This is a genomic window from Pseudomonas sp. 14A (genome assembly GCF_018132745.1).
Lineage (GTDB): Bacteria > Pseudomonadota > Gammaproteobacteria > Pseudomonadales > Pseudomonadaceae > Aquipseudomonas > Aquipseudomonas mercuritolerans.
Window position 1 is genome coordinate 158841 of record NZ_JAGRQJ010000015.1, and the last position, 14816, is coordinate 173656.

Genomic DNA, 14816 nt, shown 5'->3' on the forward strand with positions numbered 1-14816 from the left:
CCTTATGCCAGGCAAGCCTGACGACTAATGCTCAAGATCAAGCTTAGTCGCGAATAGGCGATTGATCCGATTAAAGAAACAGACCCGCAGCCGAAGCCATTGGTTTCATGCACGGACGTACAAAGTCCAAATCGCAGGCACAAAAAAGGGCGACCGAAGTCGCCCTTTTTAATGATCAAGCAGAACTCAGTTCTGTTTGGCCATTGCTTGACGCAGCAGTGCCGCCATAGTGGTGTCAGCTGCTTCGCCTTCCGGAGCTGCTTTCAGGCTCTGGATGGCTTCTTTCTCTTCAGCGTCGTCTTTCGACTTGATCGAGAGCTGGATTACGCGGCTCTTGCGGTCAACGCTGATGATCTTGGCTTCAACTTCCTGGCCTTCTTTCAGAACGTTGCGCGCGTCTTCAACGCGGTCACGGCTGATTTCGGAGGCTTTCAGGGTAGCTTCGATGTCGTCGGCCAGAACGATGATGGCGCCTTTGGCGTCAACTTCTTTCACGGTACCGGTCACGATAGCGCCCTTGTCGTTAACCGAGACGTACTCGGAGAACGGATCGCTTTCCAGTTGCTTGATGCCCAGGGAGATGCGCTCGCGCTCTGGGTCAACCGACAGGATGACGGTGTCCAGCTCGTCGCCCTTCTTGAAACGACGTACGGCTTCTTCGCCCACTTCGTTCCAGGAGATGTCGGACAGGTGAACCAGACCGTCGATGCCGCCGTCCAGACCAATGAAGATACCGAAATCGGTGATCGACTTGATGGTGCCGGAGATCTTGTCGCCCTTGTTGAACTGGCCAGAGAAGTCTTCCCATGGGTTCGACTTGCACTGCTTGATGCCCAGGGAGATACGACGACGCTCTTCGTCGATGTCCAGAACCATGACTTCCACTTCGTCGCCGACTTGTACGACTTTCGAAGGGTGGATGTTCTTGTTGGTCCAGTCCATTTCCGAAACGTGTACCAGACCTTCAACGCCTTCTTCCAGCTCAGCGAAGCAGCCGTAGTCGGTCAGGTTGGTTACACGAGCGGTAACGCGAGTGCCTTCTGGGTAACGGGCTTTGATAGCAACCCATGGATCTTCGCCCAGTTGCTTCAGGCCCAGGGAAACACGGTTGCGTTCGCGATCGTATTTCAGAACCTTGACGTCGATTTCGTCACCAACGTTGACGATCTCGGAAGGATGCTTGATGCGCTTCCAGGCCATGTCGGTGATGTGCAGCAGGCCGTCCACGCCACCCAGATCGACGAATGCGCCGTAATCGGTGAGGTTTTTGACGATACCTTTGACTTGCTGGCCTTCCTGCAGGGATTCCAGCAGAGCTTCACGCTCGGCGGAGTTCTCGGCTTCGAGGACGCTGCGACGGGAAACGACAACGTTGTTGCGCTTCTGGTCCAGCTTGATGACCTTGAATTCCAGCTCTTTGCCTTCCAGGTGCGTGGTGTCGCGCACTGGACGGACGTCAACCAGGGAACCTGGCAGGAACGCACGGATGCCGTTAACGTCGACAGTGAAGCCGCCTTTAACCTTACCGTTGATAACGCCCTTGACCACTTCCTCGGCTGCGAAGGCTGCTTCCAGAACGATCCAGCATTCAGCGCGCTTGGCTTTTTCACGGGACAGCTTGGTTTCGCCAAAGCCGTCTTCAACCGAATCCAGAGCAACGTGAACTTCATCACCAACGTTGATGTTCAGTTCGCCAGCATCGTTGTAGAACTGCTCAAGCGGGATGAGTGCTTCAGACTTCAGACCAGCGTGAACGGTTACCCAGCGAGCCTGGTAATCGATATCAACGATAACACCGGTGATGATGGAGCCTGCCTGAAGGTTCAGGGTTTTCAGGCTTTCTTCAAAGAGTTCCGCAAAGCTTTCGCTCATTTTAATTCCTGTAGATGAGGGCGAAGTAAACGCCCATCTCCACACCCCAGACGGTGTGGGTTAGTTTCATTTAAAAGAAGCACCGCAGGACTATGACTGGTCCCCTGCGACCCTCTTGGTCACCCGGCGATATCGCGAATGGCGATCTCGCTCATGATGCGTTCAAGCACCTGATCGATGGAAAGCTCCGTTGAATCCAGCTGAATCGCGTCGGCCGCCGGCTTGAGCGGGGCTACTGCGCGCTGGGTGTCACGCTCATCGCGTGCACGGATCTCATCTAGCAGACTCGACAGACTAACACCCTCGACTTTGCCCTTCAACTGCAAATATCGACGGCGCGCCCGCTCCTCGGCACTGGCGGTGAGGAAAATCTTCAGCGGTGCATCCGGAAATACCACCGTGCCCATGTCGCGACCGTCGGCCACCAGGCCTGGCGCTTCCTGGAAAGCACGCTGGCGCTGCAGCAGCGCCTCGCGCACAGCGGGCAGCGCAGCCACTTGCGAGGCGCCGGAACCGACGCTTTCAGTGCGGATGACATCACTGACTTCGTCGCCTTCCAGAATGATCCGCTGCAGCTGACCTTCGGTCGCGGCGATGAATTGCACATCCAGATGAGCGGCCAATGTCTTCAGCAGCTCTTCATTGGTCAGGTCGACGCCGTGGTTATGCGCAGCAAATGCGAGCAAACGATAAAGCGCACCGGAATCCAGCAGGTTCCAGCCCAGACGCTTGGCCAGAATCCCGGCGACCGTGCCTTTGCCGGAGCCGCTTGGCCCATCGATGGTGATGACCGGTGCAATGTTTTTCACGACTGAGCCTCTTGTGCCACACGAATGCCAACTTGCCCGCACAGCGCGAGGAAGTTGGGGAACGAGGTCGCGACGTTGGCGCAATCATGGATGCGGATCGGTGCGGTAGCGCGCAACGAGGCAACGCTGAAGGCCATGGCGATACGGTGGTCGCCGTGACCGTGCACTTCACCGCCGCCGATCTGGCCGCCGTCGATGATGATGCCGTCCGGGGTCGGTTCGCACTTGACGCCCAGCGCCAGCAAACCGTCCGCCATCACCTGAATCCGGTCGGATTCCTTGACCCGCAGCTCTTCTGCGCCGGTGAGCACGGTACGCCCTTCGGCGCACGCAGCCGCAACGAACAGGACCGGGAATTCGTCGATGGCCAGCGGCACCAGCTCTTGCGGAATCTCGATACCCTTGAGTTTAGCTGCCCGCACGCGCAAGTCAGCCACTGGCTCGCCGCCGACTTCACGCTGGTTTTCCAGAGTGATATCGGCGCCCATCAGTCGCAGGATATCGATCACGCCAGTACGGGTCGGGTTGATGCCGACGTGCTCCAGCACCAGCTCCGAACCCTCGGCGATCGAGGCTGCAACCAGGAAGAACGCCGACGACGAGATATCGCCCGGCACTTCGATGTGAGTCGCGGTGAGCTTGCCGCCGGACTCGACCGAAGCCGTGGCGCCGTCGACGCTGACCGGGTAGCCGAAGCCACGCAGCATGCGCTCGGTGTGATCGCGGGTCGGTGCCGGCTCGGTAACGGTGGTCTTGCCTTCGGCATACAGACCGGCGAGCAGCAGACAGGATTTCACTTGGGCACTGGCCATCGGCATGGTGTAGGTCAGGCCTTTGAGCTTGTGACCACCGCGAATGGTCATCGGTGGACGACCTTCGGCAGCGGTTTCGATCACGGCGCCCATTTCTCGCAGAGGATTAGCCACGCGATTCATCGGACGCTTGGACAGCGAAGCGTCGCCGGTCAAGGTGCTGTCGAAGCTCTGCGCCGCCAGCAGACCAGAGAGCAGACGCATCGAGGTGCCGGAGTTGCCCAGGTAGATCGGGCCCGGCGCAGGTTTCAGGCCGTGCAGGCCGACACCGTGAATGGTCACGCGGCCGTGGTGCGGGCCTTCGATGACTACGCCCATGTCGCGAAATGCCTGCAAGGTCGCCAGGGCGTCTTCGCCCTCGAGGAAGCCTTCGACTTCGGTGACGCCTTCGGCCAGCGAGCCGAGCATGATCGAACGGTGGGAAATCGATTTGTCACCCGGTACGCGAATCCGACCGGACAGGCGGCCACCAGGTTGAGCCAGGAAGATCAGATCGTTGGAATTCATAGCGTCCACATAGGCCCTGCGGGCCAGGATTTTACTGAAATGCTCGCGGGCAACCCGGGCGCGCGTGAAAACGCCCAATAATTGGTGCCCATCCCCTGCATCGACCGCGTCGCGCAAGGCGTCGAGGTCGCTGCGAAATGTATCGAGTGTGCGCAGGACAGCCTCGCGGTTGGCGAGGAAGATGTCGTGCCACATCACCGGGTCGCTTCCGGCGATTCTTGTGAAATCGCGAAAACCACCGGCAGCGTAACGGAAGATCTCCAGATTTTCATTGCGCTTGGCCAATGAATCGACCAGACCGAAGGCCAGCAGGTGCGGCAGATGGCTGGTCGCGGCGAGGACTTCGTCGTGACGCTCGACCTGCATGTGCTCGACATCGGCACCCAATTCACGCCACAGGCGATCGACCACCGCGAGCGCCGCAGGATCGGTCTGCTCAAGCGGCGTCAGGATCACCTTGTGCCGGCGGAATAGCTCGGCATTCGAGGCTTCCACCCCACTCTGCTCGGAACCGGCAATCGGGTGCCCGGGGACGAAGCGCGCCGGCATGCCGCCAAACGCCTCGGTCGCCGCGCGCACCACGTTGCCTTTGGCACTGCCGACATCCGTAAGAATCGCCTGCCCCAGATCCATGACAGCCAGGCGCGCGAGCAGCTTTTCCATTGCCAGAATCGGCACCGCCAGCTGAATCACATCGGCACCGACGCAAGCCGCCGCCAAGTCGTCTTCGCAGCGATCGACCACACCCAATTCGACCGCGAGCTTGCGCGATTGCGGATCCAGATCGACGCCGACCACTTCACGGCACAGGCCGCTTTCTCGCAAACCCTTGGCAAACGAACCACCGATCAACCCCAGACCGACCACCACGAGGCGACCGATCATAGGTGCAGCAGGTTGCAGCGCAGTGACATCAACCACGAGCCAGAACCTTGCGCAGCGCCTCGAGGAAACGGCTGTTTTCTGCCGGCAGACCGATGGTCACGCGCAAGTGGTTCGGCATGCCGTAATTGGCCACCGGACGCACGATCACGCCTTCGCGCAGCAAGCCTTGGAAGACCGGCGCCGCGACCTGGCCAAGATCGACGCAGATGAAGTTGCCTTTGGACTCGATCCAGCTCAGTCCCAGCTCACGGAAACCCGCCTGCAACTGCTGCATTCCGGATTCGTTGAGCTGACGGCTTTGCGCCAGATATTCCTCGTCCTTCAGCGCCGCACACGCCGCCGCCAGCGCGAGGCTGTTGACGTTGAATGGCTGACGAACGCGGTTCAGCACGTCCGCCACCACAGGCGTCGACAAGCCATAACCGACGCGCAGCGCGGCCAGGCCATAGGCCTTGGAGAAAGTACGCGACACCAGCAGGTTCGGGTACGCCGCGAGGAAGTCGAGACCGTCCGGCAAATCACTGCCTTCGGCGTACTCGATGTAAGCCTCGTCGAGGACTACCAGCACATGCTCGGGAACATCTTGCAGGAACTCATCCAGCGCTTCAGCGCCGAACCAGGTGCCGGTCGGGTTGTTCGGGTTGGCGATGAACACCACGCGGGTGTTGGCATCGATGGCCGCAAGCATCGCCGGCAGGTCATGACCCCAGTCTTTGGCTGGAACGACTTTGGCCTGCGCACCGACAGCTTGGGTAGCAATCGGATATACGGCGAAAGCGTGCTCACTGAACACCGCATTCAGGCCCGGCGCCAGATAGGCACGCGCAACCAGTTCAAGAATATCGTTGGAGCCGTTGCCCAGCGTGACCTGATTCAGCTCGACGCGGCACTGCTCGGCCAGCAGCGATTTCAGAGCGAAACCATTGCCGTCCGGGTAACGGGTCAGCTCGGCCAGCTCTTCGCGAATCGCCGCCAGCGCCTTTGGACTGGCGCCCAGCGGGTTTTCGTTGCTCGCCAGTTTGACGATTTTTGCCGGATCCAGATCCAGCTCGCGCGCCAGTTCGTCCACAGGCTTGCCCGGAACGTACGGCGAAAGTTGTTGCACGCCCGGCTGTGCCAGAGCGAGGAAGTTGCCACTCATTTGCTACCGCCCCTTAGAGAACTGCTTTCGGGTAGGAACCCAGCACTTTGAGTGCTACTGCTTCCTGACTGATCTTTTCCAGCACACCTTTGATCAACGGATCGCGGTGGTGGCCGACGAAGTCGATGAAGAACACGTAGGTCCATTTGCCGCTGCGCGACGGTCGGGTTTCGATGCGGGTCAGGTCGATGCCATTGTCGTGGAACGGCACCAGCAGCTCATGAAGTGCGCCGGGCTTGTTGCTCATCGACACGATGATCGAGGTCTTGTCGTCGCCGGTCGGCGGCACTTCCTGGTTACCGATCATCAGGAAGCGCGTGGAGTTGTCCGGACGATCTTCGATCTTCTCGGCCAGGCGCGTCAGGCCGTACAGCCCCGCCGCCATGTCGCCAGCAATGGCCGCCGAATTCCACTCACCCTTGACCCGTTTGGCCGCTTCGGCGTTGCTCGACACCGCGACGCGTTCGACATTCGGGTAATGCGCGTCCAGCCACTTGCGGCACTGGGCCAGCGACTGCGCGTGGGAATAGATGCGACTGATGCTGTCGGTCTTGGTGTTTTCGCCGACCAGCAGATGATGGTGGATGCGCAGCTCGACTTCGCCACAGATCACCATGTCGTGTTCGAGAAAGCTGTCCAGCGTGTGGTTGACCGCGCCTTCGGTGGAGTTTTCCACCGGCACCACGCCGAAATTCACCGCACCGGCGGCGACTTCACGGAACACTTCGTCGATCGCCGCCATCGGCTTGCTGATCACCGCGTGACCGAAGTGTTTCATCGCTGCCGCTTGGGTGAAGGTACCTTCAGGGCCGAGGTACGCCACTTTCAGTGGCTGCTCCAGCGCCAGGCACGACGACATGATTTCGCGGAACAGCCGCGCCATTTCTTCGTTGCCCAGCGGCCCCTGATTGCGCTCCATCACACGCTTGAGCACCTGAGCTTCGCGCTCGGGACGATAGAACACCGGCACTTCGCCTTCGGCCAGCGAGGCCATCTTCACGCGGGCGACTTCCTGGGCGCAACGCGCACGCTCACTGATCAGCTCGAGGACTTTGGTGTCCAGAGCGTCGATGCGAACGCGCAGTGCCTTGAGTTCTTGCTCGGACATCAGCCGTGTTCCTTCTCGAATTCCGCCATGTACGCCACCAGCGCGTTGACCGCGGTGATGTCGACGGCGTTGTAGATGGAGGCGCGCATGCCGCCCACCGAACGGTGGCCCTTGAGGTTGAGCAGGCCGCGCTCGTCGGCACCGGCGAGGAACGGCTTGTCCAGACGATCGTCAGCCAGACGGAACGGCACGTTCATCCACGAGCGATCCGACTTGTTGATCGGGTTGCTGTAGAGGCCGCTGGCATCGATGAAGTCGTACAGGGTGCGTTGCTTGACGTCGTTGAGTTTGGCAATCGCTTCGACGCCGCCCTGCTCTTTCAGCCACTGGAACACCAGACCGGACAAGTACCAGGCCAGCGTCGGCGGGGTGTTGTACATCGAACCGTTATCAGCCGCGACCTTGTAGTTGAGCATGGTCGGGCACAGCGAGCGGGCCTTGCCGAGCAGGTCTTCGCGGATGATGTTGACGACGATGCCGCTCGGGCCGATGTTCTTCTGCGCGCCGGCGTAGATCATGCCGAAACGCGAGATGTCGACCGGGCGCGAGAGGATGTCCGAAGACATGTCGGCGACCAGCGGCACGTCACCAGTTTGCGGGATCCACTGGAATTCCAGACCGCCGATGGTTTCGTTCGGCGCGTAATGAACGTACGCGGCGTCTTTCGACAGGTTCCACTCGTTCTGGCCGGGAATGGCGAAATAGTCGTAAGGCTTGGCGGTGGCGGCAACGTTGACGTGACCGTAGCGCGAGGCTTCTTCGATGGCTTTCTGCGACCAGATACCGGTGTCGATGTAGTCGGCCGAGCCGCCTTCCGGCAACAGGTTCAGCGGGATCTGCGCGAACTGTTGGCTGGCGCCACCCTGGAGGAACAGCACTTTGTAGTTCGACGGGATATTCAGCAGGTCACGCAGATCCTGCTCGGCCTGGGTGGCGATGGACACGAACTCATCGCTGCGATGGCTCATTTCCATGACCGACAGACCCTTGCCGTGCCAATCAAGGAGTTCACCCTGGGCGCGCTGCAGGACAGCTTCAGGCAGCGCCGCCGGACCGGCGCAGAAGTTATAGGCTCGCTTGCTCACATCCAATCTCGCTCTGATTTGGTGGTATCACGCAATAAATCACACTACCGATCAACATGGCCCTGTGGGAGCGAGCCTGCTCGCGAATGCATCACCGCGGTGCTTCAGAGGTACCGCAGCGCCTGCTTTCGCGAGCAGGCTCGCTCCCACAGGGGATCTCCATGATGTCGAAAATTCATACCGGACAAATAACAAGGGGGCGAATTCTCATCCGCCCCCTCGTTTGTCCGCTTATTCCTGCGGTTCTTCGTCTGCTGCGGCGTCGAGTTGCTGGTCTTCACCCGCTTCGTCGATACCGACGGTGCCTGCGATTTCCTCGCCCTCTTCACCTTCGAGCTCTTCGCCTTCGATTTCCGAAGGTTCCTGAACCCGCTCCAGCCCGACCAGGGTTTCATCCTTGGCCAGCTTGATCAGCGTCACGCCCTGTGTGTTACGACCCAGGCTCGACACTTCGTCGACACGGGTACGCACCAGAGTGCCCTGATCGGAGATCAGCATGATTTCTTCGCCGTCGAGCACCTGCACCGCGCCGACCAGACGGCCGTTGCGCTCGTTGCTGACCATGGCGATCACGCCCTGACCGCCACGCTTGTACTCAGGGAACTCGGTGATCGCGGTGCGCTTGCCATAACCACGCGCCGAAGCGGTGAGGATCTGGCTGCCTTCTTCCGGGATCAGCATGGAAATCAGCTTCTGCCCTTCCGGCAGACGCATGCCGCGCACGCCGCGAGCGGTACGGCCCATGGCACGCACGTCGGACTCTTTGAAACGGGTGACCTTGCCGCCGTCGGAGAACAGCATCACTTCGCGCTCGCCATCGGTGATGGCCGCAGAGATCAGCACGTCGCCTTCGTCCAGTTCCAGCGCGATCAGACCGACGCTGCGCTGACGGCTGAAGGATTCCAGCGGGGTCTTCTTCACGGTGCCGTTGGCGGTGGCCATGAAGATGTAGTGACCTTCGGTGTATTCCTCGACCGGCAGCATGGTGGTGATGTATTCACCGTCATCCAGCGGCAGCAGATTGACCAGCGGACGACCACGGGCCGCGCGGGATGCTTCCGGAATCTCGTAGGTCTTGAGCCAGTACACCTTGCCCTTGCTGGAGAACAGCAGCAGCGTGGTATGGCTGTTGGCAACCAGCAGGTGAGCGATGTAGTCCTCGTCCTTGACGCCGGTAGCCGATTTGCCTTTGCCGCCGCGACGCTGGGCCTGGTACGCAGCCAGCGGCTGGGTCTTGGCGTAGCCACCGTGAGAGATGGTCACGACGCGCTCTTCTTCCGGGATCATGTCGCCCAGGGTCAGGTCGAGACGGGCATCGAGAATTTCGGTGCGGCGCACGTCGCCGTATTCGGCGCGGATCACTTCCAGTTCTTCGCGGATCACTTCCATCAGGCGCACAGCGCTGTTGAGGATGCGGATCAGCTCGCCGATCTGGTTGAGGATCTCTTGATACTCGGCCAGCAGCTTCTCGTGCTCCAGACCGGTCAGACGGTGCAGGCGCAATTCCAGAATCGCTTGCGCCTGTTCTGGCGAAAGGAAGTACTTGCCTTCACGCAGGCCATATTGCGGATCGAGGTTTTCCGGACGGCACGAATCGGCACCGGCACGTTCAACCATCGCCACCACAGCCGAGGATTCCCAAGGCGTGCTGATCAGCGCTTCCTTGGCTTCCGACGGTGTTGGCGAAGCCTTGATCAGGGCGATTACCGGATCGATGTTCGACAGCGCAACAGCCTGGCCTTCGAGAATGTGCCCGCGCTCGCGCGCCTTGCGCAGTTCGAACACGGTACGACGGGTGACCACTTCGCGACGGTGACGGACGAAGGCTTCCAGCAGATCCTTGAGGTTGAGGATACGTGGGCGGCCGTCGATCAGCGCGACGATGTTGATACCGAACACCGATTGCAGCTGGGTCTGGGCGTAAAGGTTGTTGAGGATCACCTCAGGCACTTCGCCGCGACGCAGTTCGATCACGACGCGCATACCGTCCTTGTCGGACTCGTCGCGCAGCTCAGTGATGCCTTCGAGCTTCTTCTCTTTGACCAGCTCGGCGATCTTCTCGATCAGACGCGCCTTGTTCAGCTGGTAAGGCAGCTCGGTGATGACGATCTGCTGACGGCCACCGACCTTGTCGATGTCTTCGATGATCGAGCGGGCACGCATGTAAATGCGCCCGCGACCGGTGCGGTAGGCTTCGATGATGCCGGCGCGACCGTTGATGATCGCAGCCGTCGGGAAGTCCGGACCGGGAATGTATTGCATCAGCTCATCGACGGTCAGCTCAGGGTTGTCGATGAGGGCCAGGCAACCGTCGATGACTTCACCGAGGTTGTGCGGCGGAATGTTGGTCGCCATGCCCACGGCGATACCGCTGGAACCGTTGACCAGCAGGTTCGGCACGCGGGTCGGCATGACTGCCGGGATCAGTTCGGTGCCGTCGTAGTTCGGCACCCAGTCCACGGTTTCCTTGTGCAGGTCAGCCAGCAGCTCGTGCGCCAGCTTGGTCATGCGCACTTCGGTGTATCGCATGGCCGCAGCGTTGTCGCCGTCGACCGAACCGAAGTTGCCCTGGCCGTCGACCAGCAGGTAGCGCAGGGAGAAAGGCTGGGCCATACGAACGATGGTGTCGTACACGGCAGTGTCACCGTGCGGGTGATACTTACCGATCACGTCGCCGACGACACGGGCAGATTTCTTGTACGGCTTGTTGTAGTCGTTGCCCAGCTCGCTCATCGCGAACAGTACGCGACGGTGCACGGGCTTGAGGCCATCGCGCGCATCCGGCAGTGCACGGCCGACGATCACGCTCATTGCGTAGTCGAGGTAGGACTGTTTCAGCTCGTCTTCGATATTGACCGGGAGGATTTCTTTGGCCAGTTCGCCCATGAGAAGCCTGATTCCTTTTTCTGGTGAAACTTCGTCATATCCATGTGGGAGCAACGAAGCTCGTCGGGGCCGGCCGAGTGCCATGCGCCGACTTACGACAAATCAACATTGGATCGCGGATTTGCGCAGTAAAGACAGCTCCGTGGAGCCGCCTCGGAAAACGCCGGATGTTATCACAAAGGCCGCCACGCACCTATCCCCCAGATGCGCATGGAGCATAGTTAGTTGACCGATGACAGGCTTGAGGGGGACGACAGAAGCTCAGAGCTTGGTTGAATGCAGAATTGAGGCTTGGTTTGGGGATGTTTATTGACTTTTAGGGCCTCAAACACCTGTAGGAGCTGCCGAAGGCTGCGATCTTTTGATCCTGACCTGTAAAAAGCAAGATCAAAAGATCGCAGCCTTCGGCAGCTCCTACATTGAGAATCACCGCATCAATGCAGGCGCTTGCGGCACATCAGCTGGGCCATTTTCGCGGTGTCCGGGCGTTCGACGATGCCTTTTTCGGTGACGATCGCATCGATCAGATCCGCCGGGGTGACATCAAACACCGGGTTGAACGCTTCAACATCGGCACCGACGCGTTTACCGCCGACTTCGAGCAGTTCGGCGCCATCACGTTCTTCGATCGGGATGTCATCGCCGCTGGCGAGGTTCATGTCGATGGTCGAACTTGGCGCCACGACCATGAAGCGCACGCCGTGGTGCATGGCGTTGACTGCCAGTTGGTAGGTGCCGATCTTGTTCGCCACGTCGCCATTGGCGGTGATGCGGTCGGCGCCGACGATCACCCAGGTCACGCCTTTGGTTTTCATGATGTGCGCGGCGGCGGAGTCGGCGTTCAGGGTCACCGGGATGCCTTCGTTGGCCAGTTCCCACGCGGTCAGCCGCGAGCCTTGCAGCCACGGCCGGGTTTCATCGGCGTAAACGCGCTCGACCATGCCTTCTATATAAGCAGCACGGATCACCCCCAGCGCAGTACCGAACCCGCCGGTGGCCAGCGCGCCGGTATTGCAATGGGTCAGGATGGCTTGAGCGTTGCCCTGATGTTTGCGAATCAGATCGACACCAAGCTGCGCCATGGTCAGGTTGGCCTCGCGGTCGCTTTGGTGAATGGCGATGGCCTCGGCTTCCAGCGCGGCCAGCGGATCGGCCTTGCTTTTCAGGCGATCCAGGCGATCGTGCATGCGCCCCAGCGCCCAGAACAGATTGACCGCGGTCGGACGCGAATCGGCCAACAGCGCGAAATCCTCTTCCAGCGCCGCGTACCAGTCGCCGCCCTCGGCAATCCGCGCCCGCGCTGCGAGGACGATGCCATAGGCCGCGCTGATACCGATGGCCGGCGCGCCGCGCACGACCATCGAGCGAATCGCTTCGGCCACACCAGCGGCGCTGGTGTAGGCGATCCAGGTTTCCTCGAACGGCAAAATACGCTGATCCAGCAGGTGCAGCGCGCCATCACGCCAATCGATGGCCTTTACTTTCTCCGCAGCCAACAGTCGATCGCGCATCCCACACCCCGCACTCATGAACAAAAGCCGCCGATTATAGCGATCCCCCCGCGAAGACGCTCGGGTATACTTCGCCATCCTTTACAAAAGCACTGGAACCGACCCTCGATGCCGAAACCTGCCATTGCGCTCGACCTGTTATTGCTGCCGACCTGGCTGGTCCCCGTCGAACCTGCAGGCGTGGTGCTCAAGGAGCACGGCCTGGGCATCCGTGACGGTCGCATCGTGTTTATCGGCCCGCGCGCTGAAGCATTGAAGTGTAACGCCACAGAAGTTCGCGAATTGCCGGACGTACTGCTCGCCCCCGGACTGATCAATGCCCACGGCCACGCGGCGATGACGCTGTTCCGTGGTCTGGCCGACGATCTGCCGTTGATGACCTGGCTGGAAAACCACATCTGGCCGGCCGAAGGCAAATGGGTCGATGAGGATTTCGTCCGCGACGGCACCGATCTGGCCATCGCCGAGCAGATCAAGGGCGGCATCACCTGCTTCTCTGACATGTACTTTTTCCCGAAAGTCGCCAGCGAGCGTGTGCATAACAGCGGCATCCGCGCGCAAATCGCCATTCCTATCCTTGATTTCCCGATCCCCGGCGCCAACAGTGCCGACGAAGCCATTCGTCAGGGCGTCGAATTGTTCGGCGATCTCAAGCATCACGAGCGCATCAAGATTACTTTCGGCCCGCATGCACCCTACACCGTCGGCGATGAGAATCTGGAGAAAATCAGGGTGATCGCCGAGGAGCTTGACGCCTCGATCCACATGCATGTGCACGAAACGGCATTCGAAGTGCAGCAAGCCGTCGAGCAGACCGGCGAACGGCCACTGGCGCGCCTCGGCCGTCTTGGCCTGCTCGGCCCGCGCTTCCAGGCCGTGCACATGACCCAGATCAGCGATGACGACCTTGCGCTGCTGGTAGAAAGTAACACCAGCGTGATCCACTGCCCGGAATCCAATCTGAAACTGGCCAGCGGCTTCTGCCCGGTCGAGCGTTTGTGGCAGGCTGGGGTCAATGTGGCTGTCGGTACCGACGGCGCGGCGAGCAACAATGATCTCGACCTGCTCGGCGAAACCCGCACCGCCGCCCTGCTGGCCAAAGCCGTCGCCGGTTCCGCCACCGCGCTGGACGCCCATCGCGCCTTGCGCATGGCCACTCTCAATGGTGCGCGCGCATTGGGGATCGAGGCGCAGGTTGGCTCGCTGGAGATCGGCAAAGCCGCGGACATCGTCGCTTTCGACCTGTCCGGCCTGGCGCAGCAACCGGTGTATGACCCGGTGTCGCAGCTGATTTATGCCACCGGGCGTGATTGCGTCAAACACCTCTGGGTCGCCGGCAAGCAACTGCTCGACGAGCGGCGCCTGACCCGCATGGACGAACAACAGCTGGGCGCAACCGCTCGCTACTGGGGCCAGCGCATCAGCGGCCACACCGAATCGTAAACACCGCGGCGCAATATCCGCGGCTACAGCCCTTTTCAGGTTTTTCGAGGAATTGAACATGAGCAACGTCGACCACGCCGAAATCGCCAAATTCGAGGCCCTGGCCCATCGCTGGTGGGACCGCGAAAGCGAATTCAAGCCGCTGCACGACATCAACCCGCTGCGGGTCAACTGGATCGACGAGCGAGTCAATCTGGCCGGCAAGAAAGTCCTCGACGTCGGTTGCGGCGGCGGCATCCTCAGCGAAGCCATGGCTCAGCGCGGCGCCACGGTGATGGGCATCGACATGGGCGAAGCGCCGCTGGCGGTTGCGCAACTGCATCAACTGGAATCCGGGGTCAGCGTCGAATACCGGCAGATCACCGCCGAAGCCCTCGCCGACGAAATGCCCGAGCAGTTCGACGTGGTCACCTGCCTGGAAATGCTCGAGCACGTGCCGGATCCATCCTCGGTAATCCGTGCCTGCTTCCGCATGGTCAAGCCGGGCGGCCAGGTATTCTTCTCGACCATCAACCGCAACCCGAAGGCGTACCTGTTCGCGATCATCGGCGCCGAATACATCATGAAGCTGCTGCCTCGCGGCACCCACGACTTCAAGAAATTCATCCGCCCATCCGAGCTCGGTGCGTGGAGCCGCATGGCTGGCCTGACCGTCAAGGACATCATCGGCCTGACCTACAACCCGCTGACCAAGCACTACAAGCTGGCCAACGACGTTGACGTCAACTACATGATTCAGACTCTGCGCGAGGAATAA

At 60.5% G+C, this 14816-nt stretch carries 10 protein-coding genes; 2 read left to right on the forward strand and 8 right to left on the reverse strand.

Features of this window, described 5'->3' with window-relative positions; translation table 11 throughout:
• Positions 1 to 186: 186 nt before the first annotated feature.
• The 8 genes from rpsA to mtnA form a co-directional block, all read right to left on the reverse strand.
• Entirely contained in the window at positions 187 to 1872 is a 1686-nt protein-coding gene (gene rpsA, locus PS14A_RS17585) for a 30S ribosomal protein S1 (protein ID WP_016770920.1), read from the reverse strand.
• 119 nt (positions 1873 to 1991) lie between these two features.
• Positions 1992 to 2681 (reverse strand): (d)CMP kinase, encoded by a 690-nt coding sequence (cmk, locus tag PS14A_RS17590; RefSeq protein WP_024013869.1) that lies wholly within the window; start codon positions 2679 to 2681, stop codon positions 1992 to 1994.
• The gene (locus tag PS14A_RS17595; protein ID WP_249121352.1) at positions 2678 to 4885 is read right to left on the reverse strand and encodes a bifunctional prephenate dehydrogenase/3-phosphoshikimate 1-carboxyvinyltransferase; all 2208 of its coding nucleotides are present in this window, start codon (positions 4883 to 4885) and stop codon (positions 2678 to 2680) included. Before PS14A_RS17595 ends, cmk begins: the two co-directional genes overlap by 4 nt.
• Positions 4886 to 4913: 28 nt before the next feature.
• Positions 4914 to 6026, reverse strand: coding sequence for a histidinol-phosphate transaminase (gene hisC, locus PS14A_RS17600; RefSeq protein ID WP_137213849.1), 1113 nt, complete (start codon positions 6024 to 6026; stop codon positions 4914 to 4916).
• Positions 6027 to 6039: 13 nt separating this feature from the next.
• Positions 6040 to 7134 (reverse strand): prephenate dehydratase, encoded by a 1095-nt coding sequence (pheA, locus tag PS14A_RS17605; protein WP_016770924.1) that lies wholly within the window; start codon positions 7132 to 7134, stop codon positions 6040 to 6042.
• Entirely contained in the window at positions 7134 to 8219 is a 1086-nt protein-coding gene (gene serC / locus PS14A_RS17610) for a 3-phosphoserine/phosphohydroxythreonine transaminase (RefSeq protein ID WP_038860448.1), read from the reverse strand. Before serC ends, pheA begins: the two co-directional genes overlap by 1 nt.
• A gap of 231 nt (positions 8220 to 8450) precedes the next feature.
• Positions 8451 to 11105 carry a DNA gyrase subunit A gene (gene gyrA / locus PS14A_RS17615; RefSeq protein ID WP_212616860.1) on the reverse strand — a complete coding sequence of 885 codons (2655 nt, stop codon included), beginning with the start codon at positions 11103 to 11105 and terminating at the stop codon, positions 8451 to 8453.
• A 434-nt stretch (positions 11106 to 11539) separates the two neighbouring features.
• Positions 11540 to 12616, reverse strand: a complete 1077-nt coding sequence (gene mtnA / locus PS14A_RS17620; RefSeq protein WP_110646027.1) for an S-methyl-5-thioribose-1-phosphate isomerase — start codon at positions 12614 to 12616, stop codon at positions 11540 to 11542.
• 108 nt (positions 12617 to 12724) lie between these two features.
• Here mtnA and PS14A_RS17625 point away from each other — a divergent pair, with 108 nt between their 5' ends.
• Both PS14A_RS17625 and ubiG read left to right on the forward strand, forming a co-directional pair.
• Positions 12725 to 14059 (forward strand): TRZ/ATZ family hydrolase, encoded by a 1335-nt coding sequence (locus tag PS14A_RS17625; RefSeq protein ID WP_212616861.1) that lies wholly within the window; start codon positions 12725 to 12727, stop codon positions 14057 to 14059.
• A gap of 58 nt (positions 14060 to 14117) precedes the next feature.
• Positions 14118 to 14816: a bifunctional 2-polyprenyl-6-hydroxyphenol methylase/3-demethylubiquinol 3-O-methyltransferase UbiG gene (gene ubiG / locus PS14A_RS17630; RefSeq protein ID WP_024013875.1), complete on the forward strand. Its 699-nt coding sequence runs from the start codon at positions 14118 to 14120 to the stop codon at positions 14814 to 14816.